Source organism: Mariprofundus erugo (genome assembly GCF_005818865.1).
Classification (GTDB): domain Bacteria; phylum Pseudomonadota; class Zetaproteobacteria; order Mariprofundales; family Mariprofundaceae; genus Mariprofundus; species Mariprofundus erugo.
The window spans coordinates 22,493-47,061 of record NZ_VBRY01000006.1 but is presented as its reverse complement, the minus strand read 5'-3'; the positions used below and the strand labels follow the sequence as shown (position 1 = coordinate 47,061).

Here is a 24,569-nt window from a genome sequence, read left to right as displayed (position 1 = left end):
AGATCAACGTCGATCATGGCACCCCATGAAGCATGAGCCGAACAGCACCCGTTCGCAATAGCGGATATGAGGCATGACTGACAAAGCGGCATGCCCCGCTCTGCCCACAGAAATGCTTGCGGAATTATCTGTTTAACATGGATTGAATCGCCCTCGACAGCAGCTCAACCGAAACCGGCTTGGCCAGCAACTGGCTATGGTCAAACGAGGTCGACTGTCGCAACCCCTCTTCAGAATCATATCCGGTAGCGAATATTATCGGCGTATTCAGGCTCATTTGCCTTATTCGTCGGGCAGCCTCGACGCCCCCCGTCAACGGCATCACCAGATCCAGCATAACCAATGCAATGTCGTCCCGGTATTGCCTGTAAAGCGCAACAGCCTCATCGCCATGACGGGCCAGCAGCACCCGATACCCCAGAGACTCGAGCAATTGCTTATACATATCGAGTAATGGCTGGCTGTCATCTGCGACAAGAATCAGTTCGCCCTGGCCGCTCACCACAGCATCCGCCCCCTCCCCCTGCTCTTCCGACTGCTGATCAGACAATGGCAAATAGACATCAAATCTGGTTCCTCTGTGCGGATCACTTTCCACCTCAACAACGCCGTGGTGGCCCTGTATCGCACCATACACCATCGCCAGTCCCAGGCCGGTCCCTTTGCCCACCTCCTTGGTCGTAAAAAACGGATCGAAAATATTTTCACGAATACTGGTCGGAATGCCGCATCCATTGTCCTGAACGGACAACCTGGCAAACCGGTCACCCTCACATTGCGGGTGCCTGCTTCTGAAGGCGGCATCCACCCTGCAGCTCTTCAGCGAACAGTGAATTTCTCCCCCCTGCCGATCCTTCAATGCATCACGGGCATTATTGACCAGATTCATCAACACCTGCTGCAACTGGGTAATATCAGCATCCACCCACAGCTCGTGCCTTGGGAAATTGAATGAAAGGGTCATGTCCTCCGGCACACTCGCAGCCGTCAGTTTCATTGCCTCCTTCAGAAACGAGCTGAGCGCAATTTTCTGCATGGCGATCGAGTCCCGCCTGGCAAAGGTCAGTAACTGCCGGATCATGTCAGCTGCACGCTCGCACATCATCTGAATCACTCCCAGCTCACCGGTCAGTGTCTGATTGCCCCGGGCATGTCCCCTGGCCAGGTAAAGGTTACCCATGATGGCGGCCAGCATATTATTAAAATCATGAGCAATACCACCGACCAGCGTACCGATCGCCTCCATTTTCTGAGCCTGCCGGAACTGTGACTCCAGCTCTTTCAGTTCGGTAATATCCTGAATAAAACCATAGGCCCGATGGTGCTCCCGATCCAGCCGGCCAATACTGCGCACATAGCGATGCTTTCCCGCTGCAGTCACCAGCTCCAGCTCAATATCCAAAGGAGTGCCCTGTTTCACCAGGGCCTGAAAGGCCTCTTTCGCCTGTTGTCGTGATGCAGCAGTACAGAATGAGAACACGCGATCCGGTGTCGGCACAAAATCAGGCCCTACATCATAAATGCGATATACCTCGTCGGTCCACACCCATGCGGCGCTATCAATATCAAACGACCATCCCCCCAGATGGCCAACCTGCTCTGTCTCGGCCAGTAACTGGCGGCTCTCCTGCAATCGCAGTTCGCTCTGCTTACGCTCGGTGAGATCATCAAACGTGGTAGCAAAATGCCCCGGTGATGTGCGAAAGCAAAACACCGTATACCAGCGCCCCAATGGCTCCGAATAACTTTCAAAACGCTCACCTTCCCCACTCAGCACCACCCTGCCATAACGACCGATCCAGTCAGCCGGATCATCTGCGATTCCCGGAATCACCTCGGTCGCCAGGCGACCTTCGACCGCTTCGCGTTTCAGCCCGGTCAATCGTTCAAATGCCTGATTTACTTCCAGAAAGCGGAAGTTAACCGGCTTGCCACTGCTATCGGTGACAAGCTCATGATAAGCAAAACCATTGAGCATATTTTCAAACAATGTGCGATATTTTTCTTCACTCAGCTGCAAGACCGTCTGCAACTGTTTACTGGCGGTAATATCCTCAACGATGGCAAGATGAAAATCAGCTGCATCCCCCTCTTTCCATAGTGCCGACACACTCAGGTTGACCCATGTAAGTCTGCCATCCTTGCGGTAGTAACGCTTCTGCATATGAAACTGGCGCACTTCACCGGCTATCAGCCTGGCCATGTTCTCCATATCTTCGGTCAAATCATCCGGATGCGTGATGGTTTGAAAGTCGAGCTTCTCCATCTCGGCACGGGAATACCCGACGATATCGCAATATTTCTGATTGATGCGAACAAAACGCCCGCTTCTGCTGTGAACCTGCGCCACCCCGACCGCTGCCTGCTCGAAAATAGAGCGAAAGATATTTTCACTCTCCGTCAAAGCCGCATGTGCAAGCTCCCGCTCGCTGATATCACGGACGAATACGAGATAGCGGCGTTCACCATCAAAGTCAAAACAGCCGACCTTGATCTCAACAGGAAAGCTGGAGCCATCTTTGCGCCTGTGCTTTCCCTGCACGGTAACGGTCTGACCCGGATCGATCCCTCCCCAAAACGTACGGGCACGGGCAAGATCAAAATTCTCATCAATATCCATCACCGACATGGACAGCAGCTCGTCGTGACTGTAACCGAGGCTTTCGCAAGCCTCCCTGTTCACATCAAGAAACCGCCCCTGAAAATCATGGGCAAACACCGCCTCTGCAGCCTGCTCCATATAGGCTCGAAATCGGGCCTCACTTTTCCGCAATGCGGCATGGGCCTGCGAACGTTCACTGATATCCCGAATACTGGCGAGACGGGCTTTTTCACCACGAAAAAAGATCGGCTGGGCAAAGATCTCAACCGGCAGTTCACTGCCATCCTTTCGACGATGTCTCCATTCAAAAAACGTCGGGATTGCAATCGCGTCCCTGAGTTTTTCTGACACATGAGAACGCAAATCCGGTGCTGCCAAATCCCTGACATGCATTGAGGTCAGCTCCGCCAGATGATACCCGTAGCACCTTTCTGCCGCCGCATTGGCATACAGGATATATCCTTCCAGCCCTATGATGAGAATCATATCCGGGCTATTCTGAAAAAACTCATTCAGATCAAAACTAAAATCACCCTCATTCAATACAGCGCTATCAGTCACGGCCCTCTCCTCGCTCCCTGCCTCCCCGCAGACCGGAAAAAATTTCGCAATTGAAACCGGCGGATATCAATCCGTCACACTGAATCGACCACACACCCCGCCTGGCCAGATTCACAGATGTTGTAACCTGTTTCGCATATACAAGCAAGACCGGGGCCCTGATCGCAGCGATCAAAACAGCTGTTGCTGCTCCCCCCGCCCCGGCACACGAAAAAGATCGCTGCGCAGCCGCCACTGCTCACCATCATCCATCCCCAGCCGTGTGCATGCCGCACGCACACGCCTTGCCAGCAGCTGAGCCATGATGCCCTGCCCTCCCATGCGTGTGCCGAAAGCCGATTCATACAGTTCGCCCCCGCGCATCTCGCGCAACTGCCGCAAAACTGCAGCCGCGCGTGCCGGATAATTCTCCTCAAGCCAGGCCGGAAACAGCTCTTTCAGCTCATGCGGCAGCCGCAGCAGCACATGTGCACCCCAGCTTGCACCATGCTCGCATGCTGCCTGTAACACCTTTTCCACTTCATGATCGTTGAGATGCGGAATCACCGGTGCCACCAGCACCCCCACCGGTACCCCCGCTCCGGCAAGCTTCTGCATCGTCTGCAAACGGCGGGCAGGCGTGGCAGCACGCGGCTCCATACGCCTGGCCAGCTCACCTTCGAGGGTGGAGAGTGAAATAGCAACCGATACCAGCCCCTTTGCAGCCATCGGCGCCAGCAAATCGAGATCCCGCACAATCAATGCCGACTTGGTGACAATCGAGACCGGATGATTGAATTCAGCCAGCACCGCCAGCAGGCGGCGGGTCAACTGCAACCGTTTTTCCAGCGGTTGCCAGCCATCGGTGTTGATACCCAGTGCCACAGGGGCTACCCGATAATTCGGCCGTGAAAGTTCCCGGCGTAACAGCTCCGGGCCACCCGGCTTGTGCAGAATCACCGACTCAAAATCGAGCCCCGGTGACAGATCAAGATAGCTGTGAGTCGGGCGGGCAAAACAGTAGGGACAACCGTGTTCGCAACCGCGATACGGGTTGATTGAACGGTCAAACGGCAGATCTGGGGAATCATTATAATTGATGATCGTACGGGCAGAATCGATCAGCAACCGCGTGAGCGGCGCCGGCTCCTCCTCCTGCCACCAGCCATCATCAAATGTTTCACGCTGCTCACCGGCAAAACGACCGACCGGATTGGCCAGCGTGCCGCGTCCTGTGAACGGTCTCTTTTTCATGGCCGCATTGTTTGCGCTGATCATCCCGTTGGGAAGCATGCAGAAGAACCGCACCGGATCATGTCCTCATGTTGGCCCCGTATGATCATCACAAGCCTCGAAAGCCTGCGACTTGCCGCTATGCTTGCGGCACTATCAAGACAAGGGGCTGGACGTGGCGCAGAAGTTTTACGTTGTATGGCATGGCCGGGAAACCGGCATTTTCACCGACTGGGCGACCTGTAAAAAACAGGTCGATCAATTCACCGGTGCCCGCTACAAATCATTTCCAACCCGGGCGGAGGCGGAAGCAGCCTTTCACGGCAAACCGGCAGGAACCGGTCGCGCTAGCGATCCGGCCACCACCACACCGGCCAGAAAACGAACCACCGCACAAACGGTGAAAACCTATGATGCGGCTGAGATCGCCGCGATGCGAATCGATACAAAAATATTCACCGATGGCGGCTGCGAACCCAATCCGGGCAAGGCCGGCTCCGGTGTTGCCGTCTATCGGGATGGCATCGTTGCCGAACTCTGGTACGGCCTGTTCAACCCCAAAGGCACCAATAATACGGCTGAGCTGAATGCCCTGCATCAGGCGCTGCTGATGGCCAGAAAGGAGCTCGAACAAGGACGCTCTGTGGCCATCTTCTGTGACTCCAAATATGCCATCCAGTGCATTACCCAGTGGGCCATCGGCTGGCAGAAAAAGGGATGGAAAAAAGCCGGCGGTGAAATCAAAAACCTTGAGCTGATCAAGGAGATGTTTGCGCTGCATCAACAGCTTAAGGAGAAGGTGCAGGTGCTGCATGTCAACGGCCACGTCGGTGTCGAGGGCAATGAGCTGGCCGATCGCATGTCGATCCTGACTATTGAAACGAAAACGGCTGAGTTCAAACGCTATAGCGAAACCCTCGATGTCAGCGCCCTGCTCGCCATGCGGGCGGGATAACCTGCGCTTGAAAATATGCGCTCATGGCTTTTACTTCTGCTGCTGTTGCCCTCCTCCCTGCAGGCCGCAGAGGAGATATTGTTGTTGAAAACATGGCAGCCGGATCAGGATGTCAGCGGCTGGCTGATGAGTGAAAAACTGGACGGGGTTCGTGCCCGCTGGGACGGGCAACACCTTATCAGTCGCGGCGGCCACCGATATCATGCACCGGCATGGTTCACCAAAGACTTTCCCCCGTTTGCTGTGGATGGCGAGTTGTGGAGTAAACGGGGCGATTTTGAGCAGATTCTTTCTATCGTGCTCAGGCAGCACCCGCATGATGGCTGGAAACAACTGGCACTGCATGTATTTGAGGTACCCGATCAAGCTGGAGGCCTGCCTGAACGCCTGCAACGACTGACGAACCACCTGACCGCTCACCCCTCCCCCTATCTGAAGATTATCCGGCAGCTGCCTTGCAAAGACAACCGCCACCTGCAACGGTTTATGCAGCAGCTTGTCGCCCGTGGCGCTGAGGGCGTGGTGGTCAGAAACCCGCTCGCCCCCTACCAAACCGGACGCAGCAACGGTGCACTGAAGGTAAAACCCTATTTTGATCAGGAATGTACCGTGATCGATTACAAACCGGGAAAGGCCTTGCCGGCAGGACAAACAGGCTCGCTGTTATGCCGGCTGGATAACGGTGTGGAGATCAGCATTGGCAGCGGTCTGCATCAACAGTTGCGTACCGCCCCGCCGCCACAAGGGCAACGCATTACATTCAAATACTATGGCCTGACTGCCAAAGGAGTGCCGCGCCACCCGGTGTTTCTGCGTCCGCGACAGGATATGCCATAACAGGCCGTACCGATCACGTTTAAGGAACAGGCCTTTGTGACGGCCCATCATCATTTGGCGGTTGAACTCCTGCCAGCGTGCAGGAGAATGGAGCGATGAGTGATGCAGTGGTAACAGCAAGTGGCGTACGCAAACGATTCGGCGACCGCGATGTCATCTGCGGTGTCGATTTCGATATCCGTCCGGGCATCTGCTTCGGCATTCTGGGGCCGAACGGCGCAGGAAAAACGACACTGATGCGTATGTTGCTCGGGCTCTCCCCGATCAGCAGCGGTGAATATATGCTGTTCGGACAACCTGTTTCATCGCACGCAGTTCACAGCCGGGTTGGCGTGGTACCTCAGCAGGACAATCTTGATCCCGATTTCTCGGTACGCCTGAATCTGAAGGTCTATGCCGGTTATTTCGGTGTTTCAGCCGCGATGGCCGAGTCCCGTATCGATGAGCTGCTGGAGTTCTCGGCCCTGACCGGTCGTGGCCATGATCAGGTTTCCAGCCTGTCCGGAGGCATGCGGCGGAGACTGATGGTGGCACGGGCACTGATCAATAATCCGGACCTGATTGTGCTGGATGAGCCCTCCACCGGTCTCGACCCGCAGGCCAGACATCTGATCTGGCAAAGATTGCGCTCACTGAAGAAGCAGGGAAAAACACTGATTCTGACCACCCACTACATGGAGGAGGCGGCTGAGCTGTGTGATGAGCTGATCATTCTTGATCACGGCCACATTCTCACACGTGGCACGCCGCGTAATCTGATTGCCGAACACGTAGAGCCGGAGGTTGTTGCCATCAGAGGCCTTGCGGATGAGACGGATGCAACCAGCTTATGCGCAGGGCTAGACCTGCGACTGGATCATGTCGGAGATACATGGTTCTGCTATGGCCATGATGCCAGACCACTGGTGGCCCGCTGCATCGAGCGCCCTGAACTGACCTTTATCCATCGCCCGGCCTCACTGGAGGATCTGTTTCTTAAATTAACCGGTCGCGATATGAGGGATGAGGGATGAATGTATTCAACCTTGCCCCCGCCCGGGTTGCTGCCGTATGGCGACGCAATTTTCTTGTCTGGAAAAAACTTGCCGGCGTCTCCATGCTGGGTAATTTCGGTGACCCGTTCCTCTACCTGCTCGGCCTTGGCTATGGCCTCGGCCACTATATCGGCGACATGGGAGGCATCCCCTACATGGCCTTTCTTGCCAGTGGTATTCTCTGCTCGAGTGCAATGAATACCGCCACCTTTGAGGGGCTCTATTCAGCCTTTACGCGCATGAACCAGCAGGGCACCTGGGAATCGATCCTGGCCACCCCTATCCGTATTCAGGAGATCATCGCTGCAGAACAGATCTGGGCCGCCACCAAAAGCCTGATCAGCGGCGCAGCGATCTTTATCGTCGCCGGCCTGCTCGGCGGCATCCAGCAGTGGGATAGTGCGCTCCTGGCCCTGCCGGTGATTTTCCTGACCGGTCTGGCCTTCGCCGGCCCGGCTCTGGCCATCTGCGCCATTGCGCCGAGCTATGACTTCTTCCTCTATTATTTTACGCTGGCCATTACGCCGATGTTTCTCTTCTGCGGTGTTTTTTATCCGCTCGACACTCTGCCGGCCACAGCCCAGATCATGGCACAGGCCCTGCCGCTGACCCATGCCGTGGCACTGATCCGGCCGCTACTGACCGATATGCCGCTCACCATGCCATGGCTGCATGTGACTGTGCTGGCTGCTTATGCCATCAGCGGATTTTTTCTTGCCGCTCATCTCGCCGCCCGCCGGCTGTTACACTAGACAGAAGAACCAATCACCCAACGTTGGCAAGAAGACCGGTAATTTTTGCCACGTAGTTGACCGTTTCGCGGGGCATTTTATCAGGGTTTCGTTCAAGATTGCCCATGCCCCAGTTGTATGCGGCAAGCGCCAGTTTCGTATCACCATCATAGCGATTCATCAACTGCTTCAGGTATTTGCTGCCGGCCATGATATTCTGCTCAGGATTGAATGCATCCTTCACGCCAAGATCGGCAGCAGTCCCGGGCATCAGTTGCATCAACCCCTGCGCTCCCACAGGTGAAACCGCCTGCGCGTTAAAATCACTTTCTGTCTGTACCACAGCCTCTATCAGCTTCGGATCAAGTCCATATTGCTCTGCAGCGCGGGCAATGATCGGTCTGTATTGCTCCCGGGCAGAGCCGCTCACCTCCACGGCTGCCGGCTGCTTTTCAACGACAGACCCGACAGGCGGAGCTTGCGTTGTCACAACAGGAGGAATCACCACCTGATCGGGTGAGGGTAATTGTGGTGGCCGGGAAGCCTGGCGCATCGCCATAAACAGATCAGTCGATAACGCATCCATTGCCCCGCTTCCCATGCGCCCCGTCTGATCGGAGAACAACGCCTGCATACTGCTGCGATCCAGCGCCGAGATCAGAGAGAGTGCCAGCGTTCGAATGGTATCGGGTGTCAATTTTTCAGAAAGAGACGGGGACGCGCTGTTCGTATCCAGATAACGACGAAATATTCCGGCAGACGCTGTGACAGGGCCGGAGGCAGGTGATGATACCATCGCTGCATCACGCATGCCCGCTTGAGCGATTGCAGAGGGAATATTCATATCATTGATGAGAGCAACAGACATGCCAGAACCCCTTTGCTGACAACCTGTGCAGGAATTTGCTATGGGCAGGCTGAATAAGTCAGAGTATCCCTATACGTTTCTGGCTTCCGCCTCTGTGTGAATGGCTTGCTTCAAATGCCCCATACCGAGCCAGTCAACAGCCTCATCCAGATCACGATAAACACGTGAATCAATGCGTGATTGCGCTGCTATCGCGGCATACACCCGGGCCAGACCGAACACCACATCGTTCGCCACAACAATCGCGCCCTTACTGCCGGCTGTGCGCAACTGCCCCTTTTCCATACCGGCCGATATCATCAGACCATCGGAACTGAGAGCGGAGATATCATGCAGATAGCGACAATCCGCCAACTCGACCAGCGCACTGCACGCGGCATATTCACGGTTCATCTGAATGACATGCTCGCCGATTTCAGCATTGGTTAAACGGCCATAAATGACCGTAAGTACAAAATTATCTTCCCTGAAAAATATTCGCTCGATTGCCATGTTCCCGATTGTAATCGCATCCATGCACAGTTCAATCAGCGCCTCTCCAAACACTCACACACCGGATACATCCGCCTGCAATTGCCTCCGGATCACCCGGCTCAGTTCATCTATCGGCATCGGTTTATTCATCACCAGGTGCCAGTCATGTTCCATTTCAGGACTCGCATCATGATCCCGCGCATAACCGGAAAAAAACAGAATTTTCGCTTTCGGATTCAACTGGCGGATACAATCCGCCGCCCCCTTGCCACCCAGAACAGGCATCACAATATCAGTCAGGACAAGATCGATGTGATCCATATGCTCAGCATACATATCAACCGCCTGCTGCCCGTTTGATGCCGTCAACACTGTGTAGCCAAGTGTGTCGAGCAAATGCTCATGCACCTCCAGCACGGTCTGGTCATCATCCACCAGCAGAATCGTTTCCCCCATACCCTCTTCAACCTGTCGCTCGATGGCACTGCCATCCGCCCCACTGCGCAGCACCAGGGGGAAGTAGACGCTGAAGCGGGTTCCCTTACCCGGATAGCTGGCCACATCGATAAAGCCGCCATGTGATTTAATCGCGCCATAAACCATCGACAGCCCCAGCCCGGTCCCTTTACCGGGCTCCTTGGTGGTATAAAACGGTTCATAAATCCGGTTAAGCTTATCCTGCGGGATTCCACAACCATTATCCTGCACGGTCAGAATGGCATATGCGCCCTCAGCAGCATCGGGAAAGTTTTTCGCAAACGCATCCCCACCCTCACTGCGGGTCAATGAGATCTGCATAAATGGCTCATCCACCCCTGACAGGGCATCACGTGCATTATTCATCAGATTCATCACCACCTGCTGAATCTGGGTGCAGTTGCCATGGATCATCATGCACCCGTCAACCAGAATCAATTCACAACGGATGTGGGCCGGAACCGATACGCGAGCCAGCTTATAGGCCTCGTTGATGAATGCGCGCAGATCAAAGTCGGACATGCGGACCTCATCCTTGCGGGCAAAGGTCATCAGCTGACGGATCATATCTGCCGCGTACATGGTCAAATCACCGATCTTGTCCAGCCGCTTTTGCACATCATCGGCGTCAATCTGTCGCTGAATCAGGTAAAGATGGCCACTGATACCGGCCAGCATATTGTTGAAATCATGAGCAATACCACCCACCAGTGTCCCCATCGACTCCATTTTCTGTGCATGCTCATATTTCATCTCAGCCAGCTCCTTCTTCTGAAGGGCCTCGATCTTCTCATCCACTTCACGACTGAGCTGATCGTTGATTTTCCGGATCTGACTGGTGCGTTCCTGCACCTTCTGCTCAAGATGATCGCGTGTATCCAGCAACTCATCCTGACTGACTTTTAACTCACGATTGGTTTGTTGCAATTCCGTCTGCCAGTGCTCCTGCTGCAGCTGAAAGGCACAGGCAATAATGGTAAAGCAGAAAAACATGACCGGCATAAAATGCATAATATCGCTGCTGTAACCGGGGTCAGGGACGATACCTTCACCATGCAATGCCAATAACACACCATTAAACAACGTAAACAGGGCAACCCATCGCCACCCCAGGCGCACGCCCATCAACAGAAAGGCAAGAAAAGGAAACAGCAGTGCCCAGTAAATACCTGTCTGACCGATACCGCCATCCATGACCAACACGGAAAATGAGACAAATGCGAGGCCGATAAAGGCTTTTCGCACCCGCTCAGGACAACATCGACGATAACTTCGGATCAGCAGCGGGACAAAAAGAAATGCCAGCACTATCTGGGTCAGGGCAAGCCAGCGATGTCCATGCATGAAATTCACGATCGAAAAAAAAGCTGAAATCAACATCGCCAGTACAAGCAGCAGCGAAACCACCGAACTCAGACTGTTTTCATCCGGACTATATTGCTGGTAGCCCGATAGCATCAGCCGCAATCTGGCTTTCACCCTGTGGAACATCGCCCCTCCCTGCCAGCCAATACACCTTAAATTCCAGCTCTCCTTCCGGAATTTAGATTCACAACACCGAGCATAAATCAGGCCAAACGATGACCAGTGCGGTTCCACGCCCCGTTTTGCACCCGTTTCCGGGAGCCTCTGATTGCACGCCTGCAATCAGAAGACAACGACAAAAGGAGTCACTCTCCCCTGACATCAGGCGCCGGCACTCTTGAGCAATCCGCCGCTTATGCCGTATTGCCACCGACTGCCCGTGACCACAAGAGAGCACCAGCCAGCCGGCATTTTTTTGCTCAGCATCATAAAACGAGCAGTTTCGATTGTTATCCGCCGGTGCACAGGTATGCTGCCGCACCATCAATACATTGATATCAATAAACTTCACCTGTTGAAGGGAGAAAACAATATGAAGATCGACCACCATAAAGTCGTTTCATTTCAATACAGCCTGAGCAATGACGCAGGAGAGATTCTCGATGCATCCGAAGCAGGAGATCCGCTGGTTTATCTGCATGGTGAAGAAAATATTATCCCCGGCCTTGAGCGTGCGCTTGAAGGCAAGAGTGTAGGTGACAAGCTGAAGGTGTCTCTCGAAGCGGATGATGCCTATGGTGAATATGATCCTGAGCTGGTTGAAGTCGTATCCAGCGAGATGTTCCCCGGCGTTGAGAACATTGAGGTTGGCATGGAGTTTCAGGCCGCACCTGAAGACGATGAAGATGAGGATGCAGACTTTCAGTTTGTGCGTGTAACCCGTGTCGATGGCGACCAGATCACGGTCGACGGCAACCATCAGTTTGCCGGTATGCGCCTGCATTTCGATGTCACCATCGAAGCAATTCGCGAAGCAACCGAGGAAGAGATTGAGCACGGCCATGTCCACGGTGATGAAGGCTGCTGCGAAGAAGATTGCGATGAGGATGAGTGCTGCGGCGGTGGCTGCTGTAACTGATCAAATCATGGTCATGCCTGCGATTGCCAGGTGAAAAACCTCTGCGCACCACGATGAAGTGATATCTGCCTGCTCACGGCAGGCAGATATCGTTCTATCCCTGTTTCAGGTGCCGACAAAGGGTCACTTCACCTGCGCTCACGATGTTCGTGGCGATCCCAGGCATAGACTGATGGCCTCATCGACCGGTGGTGATCACGCTGTACATAGGCGTGGTGACGCGGTTGATACACATGTGCAACCGGCCTGTAATGGGGACGGACATCATTACGGGCCACATAAACCGGCTCGTGCTGGCTGGCAATCACAGCCCCGGCAATAGTACCAAGTACGGCTCCGAACACGGCTCCTTCCACAACCTGATGACTGGCGGAACCAACCACCGCACCTGTAGTGGCGCCAACCACTGCCCCCGTTGCCATGCTGCGATCCTGATAGGAAGCCGCCTGTGCAACAGAAGCAGCAAACATGGCTGTCGTCAGGGCGGTAACAATCAATATACGTTTCATGATATTCTCCTTGGGGATGGTTTCCCGCTGATGAGAAGGCTAATCGCCATGCTGTTTTAAAGTGCATGCCATGGGTAAATGTCACTCAACAATTCGTAAAGAGATTGTAAAATCAGATACTTCACGTCACAGGATGACCACACTCAGACCCCAAAGCGCTGTTAATCCCGCCCGCCCCCTTAAGGAGGCGCTGATGTGTCGGCGCTTCCGAGCGAGCCATGGACGGACGCCACAATCCGGCAGGATAGCCGGATTGGACGGTTTTGCCGCCGCCAGGTGAGCTGCAGGATGCAGCGAATCAAAGCAGACGCGTCAGTGCCTGATTTGCAAGCAAAGGCAAAATGACTCGGGCATCATGCCCTCGCCCTGCGGGCGGCCGTTGGCCGTCCAATCGGCTTCCTGCCTCGTTGTCACGCGTTTGTCTTTGCGAACTGATGTTTGCCAGGAGGGCAATCAGTCAGTATCTCGCTTAATGCAACCATATTGCATAAGCAAACCTGTTGTGTTTGTATGCGCCGCCTCATGAAACACTCCACTGATCCCCGCATTGCCATGATAGAGGCCGCCATCCGTAACGCCGGTGGCCGTGTTACGGCATCCCGCGTACGCCTGCTTGATCTGCTTCAGTCAGCCAGAGAGCCGCTCTGTCAGACAGACATTGAGAACCTCATTGAGAGCGAACCTCTGCCTGCGATGGATCGCGTCACCATTTACCGGGTGCTGGACTGGCTGACAGAGGCCGGGCTGGCGCACAAAGCAGCGGATGGTCGTGGCGTGTTCCGTTTCACTGCAGCAAAACCGGAGGGGCAGCATGAACAACATGCCCATCTGCGTTGCACCGGCTGTGGCGGCACCTTCTGTCTCGATATGGCCCCGCCACCGCGCCCTGTGCTGCCTCGCGGATTCCGCTTTGGCGGTATGGCACTGGATATCCGCGGCGAATGCCCGCGTTGCGTAGGAGCACATGCATGAGCCCCTTAATTCAGGCAATTGCCGCAGCCACTGCAGCCGGTTTTGCCAGTATGATCGTCGCATTTTTCTTTACCACACGCCTGAGCCAGACCTGGCTGACCCGCATGGTCAGCTTTGCCGCCGGCCTTATGCTGGCGATTGCGCTGCTTGACCTGCTACCCGAAGCGCTTGAAGGCGGCATGGCAGCAAATGATCTGTTCACCCTGCTGCTGGTGGCACTGTTGTCACTGTTTGTGCTTGAAAGCAAGCTGCATGGTGGCTGCGCCACCAGCTGCACGGATGATCTTGCCCGCCCTGTTCCGATGGTTCTGGTTGGCGGAGCACTGCACATCTTCACCGACGGACTGGTGCTTGGAGCCACCTTTCTCGTCGATCCGTTGCTGGCGTGGGGCATTGCGCTGGCTGTTCTGTTGCATGAAATTCCGCGCGAAGCAGGTGATTTTGCCCTGCTGCTATCAGCCCGCTGGAGCCATCATAAAGCCCTGCTGTGGAATGCCGTATCCCGCTTTGGCTGCGTCATCGGTGCCATCCTCGGCTACCTGACCCTGGCCAATGAGCCGCACTGGCTGCCATATGTACTTGCCATTGCCGCTGCCAATTTTATTTACCTGGCCCTGAGTGGCATTTTGCCATGGCTTCGCCATGGCAATGGCTCCTTTGCATGGCAGGGAAGCATGATGATTGCCGGCGCCGCCCTGGTTCCGCTCAGTCTGGAATTTCTGCGCTAAGCGCTAAGGAGCTGCTAATTCATCCAGCGATTTCGAGCGGGCCATGGACCGCTCGCAAAAATCAGCATGTAGCTAAAAAGCACTGATCACTATGAAGTAATTCCGGGCAGTGGCATGGACGATCAACGCAATCCGGCGCCGGGCCGGGGGTTGCCATCTCAATCAGCGCAGGATCACCTTCGGCTTGTCCACCGCTGCCATCCAGATACGCAGGCGATTCCCCAGCTGATCGCGAACCAGACGCAACTGCTGACGCATCGCCTCATGATCCTCCGCGATCGCCATCGTATCGCTAAATCCCCAGCAACCATGGCTGTCCGCACCCGGGTATACCGGGCACGTCTCACTGCCCGGAGCCGCACAGGTTGCCGTTGAGTGTTCGCAAATATTGATAATAAAATCAAATTTCGTTTCGCCCAGCTGCGCCAGGGACCTGCTCTGCGCCCTGCTTGCATCAATGCCCATTTCGCCAAGCACCTCAATAGCCAGAGGGTTGACCTGTGCCGGGATCATGCCGGCACTGACCGCGTCAAATCGCCCGCCCCCCATATGATTAAGCATGTGCTCCGCAATCTGCGAGCGCCCCGCATTATGGCGGGAGAGAAAAAGAACCTTGATCGTCATGCAGGCAAACCTCCGGAACATCTGTTACGAGGCAATCTACAGATCAAAGGCAATAGGCGGGCTGCTGCTTCTGCCATAAATGGCAGCAATATTGCAGGCAACCGACAGAGCCCTCTCTCTGCTGTTGTTGTGCGGGCAGTATAAAGAGGCATAAACAACAAATTCAAGTGACACAGCCATCGTTGCAAGCCCCTGTTGTCACTTGGATACAGGCAGAAAAAGACGCATGATTGCCGCACAGATCGCTGGAGACTGATATGAACAACGAGCAAGCAACCATTCTGGTCGTCGATGATACGCCGGAAAACATTGATGTGCTGCGCGGAATCCTGAAGGGCAAGTACAAGGTCAAGGTGGCCATCAACGGCATGCAGGCACTCAAGCTGTGCGCATCCGATCATCTGCCCGATCTGATCCTGCTGGATGTGATGATGCCCGGCATGGATGGTTATGAGGTCTGCCGGCGCCTTAAGGCAGACCCGCGCAGCGAAGGCATTCCCGTTATTTTTGTCACGGCGAAGAATGAAACACGCGATGAAATACAGGGCTTTGATGTCGGCGGAGTCGACTATATCAGCAAGCCGGTTACGCCGGCAATCGTGCTGGCCCGTGTCGCCACCCACCTGAAGCTGCGCTCGGCCTACCGTTTTATCCGCGACACCTTCGGGCGTTATCTTTCCGAGGAGATCGTCGATACCCTGGTCAACAGCCCGCAGGGACTGAATCTCGGCGGGGAAAAGCGCAAGGTCACCATTTTGATGGCTGACCTGCGCGGCTTCACCTCGATCGGCGAGCGACTGCCGGCTGAAACCGTCGTCGAAATGATCAACATCTTTCTGGGCACCATGACCGATGTCATCCAGCGCCACCAGGGCACCATCGATGAGTTTATCGGCGATGCCATTCTGGCTATTTTCGGCGCCCCACTGCAGCGGGAAAACGACAGCCTGCGTGCCGTGCGCTGTGCCATCGACATGCAAATGGCCATGGTTGAGGTAAACCGGCAATACCGCAAACAGGGCTATCCCGCCGTTGAGATGGGCATCGGCATCAACACCGGCGAAGCCATCGTCGGCAATATCGGCTCACACAAACGCAGCAAATACGGCGTTGTCGGCCGGGTTGTGAATACCACATCACGCATCGAGTCATATACCATCGGAGGCCAGATTCTGATCGCGGAAAACACACTGGCCGATTGTGATGCCCGACTGCGTATTGATGGACGCATGACCGTCATGCCGAAAGGACTCAGTCATGAGATCACTCTCTATGAAATCGGCGGCATCATCAGCGATGAGGAGAATCAGCTACCCGAAAAAGAGAACGACCTGCTGATCGATATCACGCCCCCATTGCCTGTTCGCATCAGTGTCCTGGCCGGAAAATTTGCTGCCAGCGAGCTCACCGGTCACATCGTGAAAACAGGCAAACGACGTATGCAGCTGCATCTGAGCGGCACATGTGAAAACTTCAGTGACCTCAGAATTGTACTGACGGCGCAGGATATGGAGTTTTATGCCAAGGTCACCGGACTCATCCCCGGCCACTCCGATATGGTGCTGATACATCCGACCAGCATGCCGGCCGAGATAGAAGCGATCATCCAGCCATCCACAGCCATCACAGGAGTGGCCTGAATATGAGCATTCGCCTGTTACATATTTCCGACTCTCACCTCTACAGTGATCCGGCGGCCCTGTTGAAGGGGGTATGCACCTATCAAAGCTACAAGGCAGTACTGGCCGATGCCTGGCAGCAGTTCCCCGACATCGACTGCCTGATTCTGGGCGGGGATATGGCTCAGGATGAGAAGCCGGCGACCTACGCCACCATTGCCCGGTTACTGCCTGAGTGGCAGGCCCCGGTCATGATCACACCGGGTAACCATGCATCCATGACAGCACTGAATGATACATTGATTCCCGCCCTGCATCGCCACAGCAGCTATGCCGATCAGTGGCAACAGCACGCCTGGCAGGTAATCGCACTCAACTCGCATCAGGCAGGCCATATCGCCGGCCGACTGCCGGATGAAGCGCTGCAACGACTGCAAAGCGAGCTCTCAGCAAGCTCTGCCAGCCATATTCTTCTCGCCCTGCACCATCACCCGATCCCGATCGGGAGTCGCTGGCTGGATCGGATCGGCCTTGAAAACAGGGATGCGCTTTGGGCCGTCATTGACCAGTTCCCCAATGTACGGGCGGTGATGTGCGGCCATATCCATCAGGCATTTGATGCCATGCACGGAACCGTGCGTGTACTGGGCACGCCGTCGACAGCAGTCCAGTTCGCCCCTGCCTGCGAACAGTTTACGCTGGATGCGCTCTCGCCCGGTTATCGCTGGCTTGAACTTATGGAGGATGGCTCCATTCAGACCGGCATCAACCGCATCAGTGGCTTTCTCCCTCCTGACCTGAACAACACCACGCCCTATTAACCCTGCCAGGAGCCTGTCGGACTTAACTCAACTCTACTGCGCAGCTCATCCGGCGGCGGGCTTCAGCCATTTATGCCGTCGCATCGTCCTGCCCGCACAGCGCCTCAATCCGGTCCAGCGTGGCCAGTGCCGCATCGAAATCATAGGCCGAAAGCTGCTGGCGAAGTTGGGGATAGAGACGCCCCGCCTCACTGCCGGCAAGCGCATCACTAAGCCCGGCAAGCATATCCACCGCATCACCGTTATATTCATTCAACAGCAGACGCATCTGTTCGATCAATGGCTTAGCCTCCATCAGGCCATGCTCTTTGATCACGTCACGACGCCCGGCATGCCATTGGCCAATCGATGCCAGCAATGCCGCAAACGAATCCGCCAACGCCTTCATCTCGGCAGGGGGCAAGCAGTCCTCCCGGTCCACCTCTACCTCCAGTAACTCCAGCTGCTGATGCAGAGCCGTTGCCCCGATATTACCGCATACGCCCTTCAACAAATGCAGACGGGTTCGTACCCCCTCCAGATCCCCCGCATCGGCCAGCTCCCCCAGTTTCGCCATCGCATCAGCATGGGAGCCAAGAAAGCTCTCCAGTACCGAGGCATATCGCAACGGGTCACCACCGATCCGCATCAATCCATCCCGCACATCCAGCCCGTCAATCTCAGGCATCTCCGGCAATGCAACATCTTCAACCAGCGGGGCTGGCACGATCGCAGCCGCACTCAGACGGGAATCATCAATCCAGCGAACCAGAGTGTCGTAGAGCTTATCCGGGTGAATGGGCTTGGCGAGATGATCATTCATCCCCGCCTGCAGACAGCGCTGACGATCTTCCGCCATCGCATTGGCCGTCATGGCGATGATCGGCACTGCATCAAAACGAGCCTGACTGCGCAAAATCCGGGTGACCTCAAGCCCCCCCATCACCGGCATCTGCAAATCAAGCAGGATCGCATCAAAATCATCATGCTCGACCGCCTCCAGCAACTGCTGACCATCATGAACCACCTGCAAGCTCACACCGGCCCGCAAAAGCAGCCCTTCAGCCACCTCGCGATTAATTTCGTTATCCTCAGCCAGCAGCAGGCGGACGCCATTCAAACGATGCATGCTGGCCACCGTCCGCTGATCCACAGCGGAGGCCACAGCATCAGGGTTCAGAGCCCTCTCGATACCATCAAGCAGCTCCGAACAGATCACCGGTTTGAACAGACGGACATCAACGCCCTGATATTGCATCTTCTCTTCATGACCGATCGGCTGAATGAGCACCACAGGCAACGATTCTCCAGCCGCCTGACGTAAACGCCTGATCGCTGTTTCTGTATTGGCATCGGGAAGCTGCCAGTCGACCAGCAGCAAATCGGGCTGTCGTACATTTTCATCCTGCAGGGCGGCCTGGGCATCCCCCACCGTGGTGAACCACTGCGATGTAAAGCCGGCACCGGTGAGCATTCGCTGCAAAATATCTCCTGAATGACGGCCGGCATCGACAATATAAACACTCTTGTGCGGCTCTATACAGGCCGACTCCGTCCGGATGGGCCTGGAGAGTGCAAGACGGGCGGTAAAGTGAAAACAGCTGCCCTCACCCGGCGTACTTTCAACACCGATCTCGCCGCCCATCATACCGACCAGCTGCTTGCAGATCGCAAGCCCCAGGCCGGTACCACCGAATTTGCGCGTTGTAGAGGTATCCGCCTGACTGAAAGCATCAAAGATTCCGACCAGCTGCTCGGCAACCATGCCGATACCGGTATCCCTGATGCTGAAGCTCAGCAGCGCATCGGCATCGCTCGACTCCAGAACCTGGATGGTGACCACCACTTCGCCCCGGCTGGTAAACTTCAGTGCATTATTGACCAGGTTCAGTAGCACCTGACCAAGGCGAACCGGATCGCCTCGCAGCATCGGCAGCCCCGGTGGCACATCAAAGAGAAAATCGAGTCCTTTTCTGGCCGCCTCAATGCCGCCGACCCCGGCCACATGCTTCAGAGTCTCATCAAGATCAAACTCCACCGTCTCCATACTCATTTTGCCGGCCTCGATTTTCGAGAAGTCGAGGATATCGTTAATAATAATCAGCAGCGCCTTGGAGGCAGCCAGGATCTTGTTCAGATAATCCTGCTGCTGGCGCCCCTCGGCATGGCCGAGAGCCAGATGCGAGAGACCGATCACCGCATTCATCGGTGTGCGTATTTCATGACTCATATTGGCAAGAAAATCACTTTTGGCCCGGGTGGCCGCCAACGCCCGATCACGCGCTTCCGCCAGCTGATGCGTTCGCTTCTCAACCTCGGACTCCAGCTCATGGCCATGGTTGGCGAGCTTCTCATAGGAGCTGCTCAGACTTGCCGCCATCTCCTCAATCGAGGCCACCAGCATACCGATCTCATCATCACTGCGCATGCTGATATGGGGCTTGGCATCGAAGTTTCCTCGGGCCAGTTCGTGCGAGAACTGCACCAGTTTACGGATCGGATCGGTCCATCGACGGGCCAGAAAATAGACGGCAAATGTGCCCAGAATCAGAAATATGGCGGCCGTCACGGTCGCCTGCACAACCACATGCGCTGTTTCAGTATTGATATACTCCTGCGACTGCAGCAAGCGCCTGTTCAGCAGATCGAGAGAAAAACCGAGCCGCAATACGCCCCAATGCTCCCCCTGAATGCGAATCGGTATAATCGTTTCCAGAAAACGATGACCACCATAAACGAATTCACGGGTCATTTTATTGCGCTGACTGGCGGCAAACGATGAAATATCACCATCGGTCAGCGCCTCGCGCATGGCCGGCTCCAGGTTACTGCCAAACGCCACCTTGGCTTCGTTCCCCTTCATCAGAACCACATATTTCAGGTCATCAATATCCTGAACAGCATCCCTGATGAAATCGCGCACCAGCGAAAGGCGATTGGTGGCAATCAGTGTCTGAACATGGCCGGAGAGATTTTCAGCCGACTTGTCAGCCTTTCTCGACATCTCCTCCTTGAGAAAGTTGATGTGCGTTTCCAGCGCATTATTCATACTGTTCTTGTAACTGGAGAGCTGCAAAATCGTCAGCAGTGTCACCATTGCAACAATGGTGATGATCACACCGGCCATCAACTTCCAGCGCATACCGCGACGAATTATTTTTTCGTTGGCTGATGTCATTTCATTCATAATGCCGGATCAAACCCTCCTGCCATGTTCAGGAGCAGACTCCCGATAATCACAGACCTTACAAGCCCTGTTAGCCGCCTGAAGCATGACAATGACACAGTCACTCGGGAAAGCCTGTGATGCCACTCACTCACCCCGCCACACTGTTCACCATAAAATTTTTGATCGGAAACATATTGACACAGCGAAATATGGCCCTATAGTTCGGCCTCCCTAACGCGGGGTGGAGCAGTGGTAGCTCGTCGGGCTCATAACCCGAAGGTCGTCAGTTCAAATCTGGCCCCCGCAACCAAACATCGAAGGGCCGCACTCGTCACGAATGATTGCGGCCCTTCTAAAAATCACCCTGACGCGGGGTGGAGCAGTGGTAGCTCGTCGGGCTCATAACCCGAAGGTCGTCAGTTCAAATCTGGCCCCCGCAACCAAACATAAGGCCCTGAAACCAACATACCGGTTTCGGGGCCTTTTTCATTTTATCCGGGGGAACGAAATAGTTACGTGGTTACTGCCCGTCTCAACATCAACCCGTCACTAAAAGACAACATGGGACCAGGTTCAAACCTTTCGATTAAGCACCAATAACACCAATGCACAGGTTTCAGGTTCAGCCATCAAATACCCATAAGTCAAGCCTGACCCAGTTATATTTTATCCGGGGGAACGAAATAGTTACGTGGTTACTGCCCGTCTCAACATCAACCCGTCACTAAAAGACAACATGGGACCAGGTTCAAACCTTTCGATTAAGCACCAATAACACCAATGCACAGGTTTCAGGTTCAGCCATCAAATACCCATAAGTCAAGCCTGACCCAGTTATAAGTCAAGCCTGACCCAGTTATTTGCCCGTCTGTAAGCAGCAAATCGCCAGCCGGGGAAAATCAAAGCCTACCGATCCGATTGTTGATGTTCATAAGGACAACATCTCGCGTATTTTTAAATGGGCGTGTGAAGCCGCTGAGATAGAAGGATTAAGGTTCCACGATCTGCGCCACGAGGCGACAAGTCGCCTCGTTGAGGCCGGTATTCCCATACCAATAGCAATGACTTTTACGGGGCATACCACGCTTCAAATGATTGACCGGTACACCCATCTGACCCATCAAGGCCAGGCCGAAGCGATAGAAAGGGCTGGTCTATAACTAAGCCAGTTTTTTCTGCGGTGTAGGGTGAGGGTGTAAGAATTTTTGTGTAAACGGAGTTTGGTTCAATGCCGTGGCATCCTGTCGTCAAATTGAATGCTAAAGCGGTTTAGTGCCGATTTCCAATTCCGGATTGGCATCGTCCATTTCTTGCTGATGTTTCTCAGCGCCAGATATAAACGGTGCCAGGCTTCGGTATTGTGGTAATTAATTGATCAACCAAAAACGGTGCCAGGCTTCGGTATTGTGGTAATTAATTGATCAACCATGATATTGCGACACTGAGCGAAGCGATAAGAAGAATCAGATGAAGGCAGCGATGGGATCAGGTCTTTGCTCGAATGCTCGTTGCGCTAAATAAGTTAAGCCAGGCACCGGCACACGATATACACCTCAAGCACTTAGAGCTGTATATCGTGTGCAATTAAGCTGTAGGAGCCTACTAAGGCGCCAACAAGCGAAAACCCGGTGCATCCCAGGCCTCAGGCAACATCTCTCAGCCTCTCAACAAGAGGCTGCAGTTGCTTCTCAAATTTGCGCCATGCTTGCGAACTGCCTTTGTACATCTTCTCACGGACTTGTACGTTGCTTGCGGTTGAGACAGCCCGTTCATTCAAATGGAAGTCCAGACAGCGCTCCTGCCATTCCAGTCCGCAATACTCCAATAACCTGCGAGTTTCCTGCTCCTGGTTTTCAGTCAGGGCTTCATAGCTCAGGTCATAGATGTTCCCCGGAAATTGATCTCGCCAGAAATCCATCAGCCTGAGATAAAGTTTGTAATAATCTGCCAGAGCATCAAGATCGTAGGCAAAGTACAGTTCGCTTCTCGGAAAATAGAGCTTAAAAATCGACCAACACACAGCCATAGGGTCTCTTGAAAGATGGATGATGCGCGCGTCTGGAAAAGCGGACAGGATATGTCCAACCCAAAGGAAATTGTGCGGCATTTTATCAACGATGAAAGGTTCCGTGGCGGGCAGGGCCTCCAGCTTCGCAAGATAACTTTGTCTAATTTTTTTAATTACATTTGCGGCATAACTAAAATGCCCTCCTGATCCGATCCCCCCTTTCAACGAATGGGTTAGAACAGCGCTGTTCATATCAGGCAGTTCGCCAGCGCCAAACACCTCGGAGTGGCTGGCTAATATTTGCTCCACAAGTGAAGTTCCAGACCGGGGCATGCCAATGATAAATATGGGCCGTTGTGGCAGGTAGCCAGCAGGCTGCTGAGCAGGATAAACGAATGAGTTTATGATGTGATCAAAAAGCTTGATGTCCTGTTGAATATTGTAATCAAGCCTGGCCTTGTTAAGGCGGTTCCCCTCCAGATAAAGCTGGAAAGCATCGTCAAGGCGTCCCGTATCTTCATAAGCCTTTGCCAAAGCAAAGCTGGCAAAGATACGATCCTGGCTCGCTGTTTCCGCCCCTTGATAGCAATATTCAATGAGGGAAATCTGTGTATCATTCACAGTGAACTTTTTAATGAGAGACAGACCGTAGTGCGCTTCCGCATAGTCGGGCCTTAGGCGAATTGCCTCCCGGCAGCTAGCCTCAGCTTCGATTAGCCTTCCGAGATCACCGAGAGCAGTCCCGAGATTACTGTGAGCTTCCGCATAGTCGGGCTTTAGGCGAATTGCCTCCCGGTAGCAAGCCTCGGCTTCGATGGGCCTTCCGAGGTCGCCAAGAACAGTCCCGAGGTTGTTGTGCGCTTCCGCATAACCGGGCTTTAGGCGAATTGCCTCCCGGCAGCCAGCCTCCGCTTCGATTAGCCTTCCGAGATCGCCGAGAACGGTCGCGAGGTTGCTATGAGCTTCCGCATAGTCGGGCTTTAGGCGAATTGCTTCCCGGTAGCTAGCCTCGGCTTCGTCCAGTCTGTCCATATCCCTGAGAGCATTGCCAAGATTGCTGTGAGCTTCCGCATAGTCGGGCCTTAGGCGAATTGCCTCCCGGTAGCCAGCCTCGGCTTCGATTAGTCTTCCGAGGTCGCCCAGAGCAGCCCCGAGGTTGTTGTGCGCTTCCGCATAGTCGGGCTTTAGGCGAATTGCCTCCCGGTAGCTAGCCTCGGCTTCGTCCAGTCTGTCCATATCCCTGAGAGCATTACCAAGATTGCTGTGGGCTCGGTAATAATCCGGATTGGCCTCGATGGCCCGGGTCAGGTTTTTTATCGCTTCGGCAGTTTCACCTGTTGATAGTAGAAAGGCCCCCAGCGTGTTATATCCTTCGGCAAAATCGGTATCGATTTCGACGGCCTGGCGGTAGGCCGCCACGGCTTCGTCGGTATTGCCAAGTTTGGCCAGAGCATTGCCGAGATTGACATAGGCACGGGTGTAATCAGGTTGCAGAGCGATCGCCTGCTTGGCGAAGGTGGCGGCATCGTCGTAATTCCGGGCTGCGCAGTAACCGACGGACAGGATATTGTGCAGTCGCTGTGCCTTGGGGAACTTGCGCAACAGGGTAGTGGCCTCGTCGATTAATTGTTTGATCTTCCCTTCGACAAACAACTGCATAAATTGCTGGATCTGTTCCTCGGATAGCTGCTTCGGTTTGAAAAACATGAGAGACCCATTTTCCTTGATAATTATGCCATAACTCAAAATGCCGATGCGAGAATAGTCATTTTCAGGGTGTTTGCAATTTCTACACAATTTTGTAAGTACCTGAAAATAACAGCCCATCAGACATTCAACCCAATGTACTTTTACCATCTCCAGCAGTTCAAACACGATGTAAAAATTAAACCGCTTCCGGATTCTACCCCGTTTCTACGTACGTTTTAGCATCAGATGAAGGCAAC

General features: G+C 54.4%; 20 protein-coding genes and 2 tRNA genes. 12 read left to right on the top strand and 10 right to left on the bottom strand.

What is annotated here, in order from left to right:
* Positions 1-124: 124 nt before the first annotated feature.
* The gene (locus tag FEF65_RS07265; protein ID WP_138239146.1) at positions 125-3,163 is read right to left on the bottom strand and encodes a PAS domain S-box protein; all 3,039 of its coding nucleotides are present in this window, start codon (positions 3,161-3,163) and stop codon (positions 125-127) included.
* Between the two features lie 171 nt (positions 3,164-3,334).
* Positions 3,335-4,396 carry a PA0069 family radical SAM protein gene (locus tag FEF65_RS07260; RefSeq protein WP_138239145.1) on the bottom strand — a complete coding sequence of 354 codons (1,062 nt, stop codon included), beginning with the start codon at positions 4,394-4,396 and terminating at the stop codon, positions 3,335-3,337.
* A 154-nt stretch (positions 4,397-4,550) separates the two neighbouring features.
* Here FEF65_RS07260 and FEF65_RS07255 point away from each other — a divergent pair, with 154 nt between their 5' ends.
* The 4 genes from FEF65_RS07255 (at position 4,551) to FEF65_RS07240 (ending at position 7,953) form a co-directional block, all read left to right on the top strand.
* Entirely contained in the window at positions 4,551-5,330 is a 780-nt protein-coding gene (locus FEF65_RS07255) for a ribonuclease H family protein (RefSeq protein ID WP_138239144.1), read from the top strand.
* Between the two features lie 15 nt (positions 5,331-5,345).
* The gene (locus FEF65_RS07250) at positions 5,346-6,167 is read left to right on the top strand and encodes a DNA ligase (protein ID WP_138239143.1); all 822 of its coding nucleotides are present in this window, start codon (positions 5,346-5,348) and stop codon (positions 6,165-6,167) included.
* Between the two features lie 95 nt (positions 6,168-6,262).
* Entirely contained in the window at positions 6,263-7,180 is a 918-nt protein-coding gene (locus FEF65_RS07245) for an ATP-binding cassette domain-containing protein (RefSeq protein WP_138239142.1), read from the top strand.
* Positions 7,177-7,953 carry an ABC transporter permease gene (locus tag FEF65_RS07240; protein ID WP_138239141.1) on the top strand — a complete coding sequence of 259 codons (777 nt, stop codon included), beginning with the start codon at positions 7,177-7,179 and terminating at the stop codon, positions 7,951-7,953. The genes FEF65_RS07245 and FEF65_RS07240 overlap by 4 nt, the downstream gene beginning before the upstream one ends.
* A gap of 13 nt (positions 7,954-7,966) precedes the next feature.
* Here FEF65_RS07240 and FEF65_RS07235 read toward each other — a convergent pair whose 3' ends face one another.
* The 3 genes from FEF65_RS07235 to FEF65_RS07225 all read right to left on the bottom strand — a co-directional run bounded on the left by FEF65_RS07235 (position 7,967) and on the right by FEF65_RS07225 (position 11,242).
* On the bottom strand, positions 7,967-8,800 hold the full coding sequence (locus FEF65_RS07235; RefSeq protein WP_238701245.1) for a lytic transglycosylase domain-containing protein: 834 nt from the start codon (positions 8,798-8,800) through the stop codon (positions 7,967-7,969).
* A 69-nt stretch (positions 8,801-8,869) separates the two neighbouring features.
* A complete protein-coding gene (locus tag FEF65_RS07230) occupies positions 8,870-9,292 on the bottom strand; it encodes a hypothetical protein (protein WP_138239140.1) in 423 nt (140 codons plus the stop codon).
* Positions 9,293-9,346: 54 nt separating this feature from the next.
* The gene (locus FEF65_RS07225) at positions 9,347-11,242 is read right to left on the bottom strand and encodes a hybrid sensor histidine kinase/response regulator (RefSeq protein WP_138239139.1); all 1,896 of its coding nucleotides are present in this window, start codon (positions 11,240-11,242) and stop codon (positions 9,347-9,349) included.
* A 406-nt stretch (positions 11,243-11,648) separates the two neighbouring features.
* Here FEF65_RS07225 and FEF65_RS07220 point away from each other — a divergent pair, with 406 nt between their 5' ends.
* Complete coding sequence (locus FEF65_RS07220; RefSeq protein WP_138239138.1) at positions 11,649-12,194, top strand: FKBP-type peptidyl-prolyl cis-trans isomerase; 546 nt, start codon at positions 11,649-11,651, stop codon at positions 12,192-12,194.
* Between the two features lie 128 nt (positions 12,195-12,322).
* On the opposite strand, the gene FEF65_RS07215 is transcribed toward FEF65_RS07220, so the two are convergent.
* Positions 12,323-12,703: a glycine zipper domain-containing protein gene (locus FEF65_RS07215; protein ID WP_138239137.1), complete on the bottom strand. Its 381-nt coding sequence runs from the start codon at positions 12,701-12,703 to the stop codon at positions 12,323-12,325.
* Positions 12,704-13,225: 522 nt separating this feature from the next.
* On the opposite strand from FEF65_RS07215, the gene FEF65_RS07210 reads away from it, so the two are divergent.
* Both FEF65_RS07210 and FEF65_RS07205 read left to right on the top strand, forming a co-directional pair.
* Positions 13,226-13,675, top strand: a complete 450-nt coding sequence (locus FEF65_RS07210) for a Fur family transcriptional regulator (RefSeq protein WP_161595204.1) — start codon at positions 13,226-13,228, stop codon at positions 13,673-13,675.
* A complete protein-coding gene (locus FEF65_RS07205; RefSeq protein ID WP_161595203.1) occupies positions 13,672-14,403 on the top strand; it encodes a ZIP family metal transporter in 732 nt (243 codons plus the stop codon). The genes FEF65_RS07210 and FEF65_RS07205 overlap by 4 nt, the downstream gene beginning before the upstream one ends.
* A 162-nt stretch (positions 14,404-14,565) precedes the next feature.
* On the opposite strand, the gene FEF65_RS07200 is transcribed toward FEF65_RS07205, so the two are convergent.
* Positions 14,566-15,027: an arsenate reductase ArsC gene (locus tag FEF65_RS07200; RefSeq protein ID WP_161595202.1), complete on the bottom strand. Its 462-nt coding sequence runs from the start codon at positions 15,025-15,027 to the stop codon at positions 14,566-14,568.
* 36 nt (positions 15,028-15,063) lie between these two features.
* Positions 15,064-15,207, bottom strand: a complete 144-nt coding sequence (locus tag FEF65_RS13395; protein ID WP_161595201.1) for a hypothetical protein — start codon at positions 15,205-15,207, stop codon at positions 15,064-15,066.
* Positions 15,208-15,284: 77 nt separating this feature from the next.
* On the opposite strand from FEF65_RS13395, the gene FEF65_RS07195 reads away from it, so the two are divergent.
* Together FEF65_RS07195 and cpdA are read left to right on the top strand one after the other, a co-directional pair.
* The gene (locus FEF65_RS07195; RefSeq protein ID WP_138239133.1) at positions 15,285-16,667 is read left to right on the top strand and encodes an adenylate/guanylate cyclase domain-containing protein; all 1,383 of its coding nucleotides are present in this window, start codon (positions 15,285-15,287) and stop codon (positions 16,665-16,667) included.
* 2 nt (positions 16,668-16,669) lie between these two features.
* Positions 16,670-17,467: a 3',5'-cyclic-AMP phosphodiesterase gene (cpdA, locus tag FEF65_RS07190; RefSeq protein WP_138239132.1), complete on the top strand. Its 798-nt coding sequence runs from the start codon at positions 16,670-16,672 to the stop codon at positions 17,465-17,467.
* 70 nt (positions 17,468-17,537) lie between these two features.
* Here the strand turns inward: cpdA and FEF65_RS07185 are convergent, their stop codons facing one another.
* Positions 17,538-20,633, bottom strand: coding sequence for a hybrid sensor histidine kinase/response regulator (locus FEF65_RS07185; protein ID WP_138239131.1), 3,096 nt, complete (start codon positions 20,631-20,633; stop codon positions 17,538-17,540).
* 217 nt (positions 20,634-20,850) lie between these two features.
* Here FEF65_RS07185 and FEF65_RS07180 point away from each other — a divergent pair.
* The 3 genes from FEF65_RS07180 (at position 20,851) to FEF65_RS13800 (ending at position 21,775) form a co-directional block, all read left to right on the top strand.
* Positions 20,851-20,925, top strand: a tRNA-Met gene (locus FEF65_RS07180).
* Between the two features lie 58 nt (positions 20,926-20,983).
* Positions 20,984-21,058 (top strand) — tRNA-Met (locus FEF65_RS07175).
* Between the two features lie 417 nt (positions 21,059-21,475).
* Positions 21,476-21,775: a tyrosine-type recombinase/integrase gene (locus tag FEF65_RS13800; protein ID WP_138239130.1), complete on the top strand. Its 300-nt coding sequence runs from the start codon at positions 21,476-21,478 to the stop codon at positions 21,773-21,775.
* A gap of 482 nt (positions 21,776-22,257) precedes the next feature.
* On the opposite strand, the gene FEF65_RS07165 is transcribed toward FEF65_RS13800, so the two are convergent.
* Positions 22,258-24,498, bottom strand: a complete 2,241-nt coding sequence (locus tag FEF65_RS07165; RefSeq protein WP_138239129.1) for a tetratricopeptide repeat-containing sulfotransferase family protein — start codon at positions 24,496-24,498, stop codon at positions 22,258-22,260.
* Between the last annotated feature and the right edge of the window lie 71 nt (positions 24,499-24,569).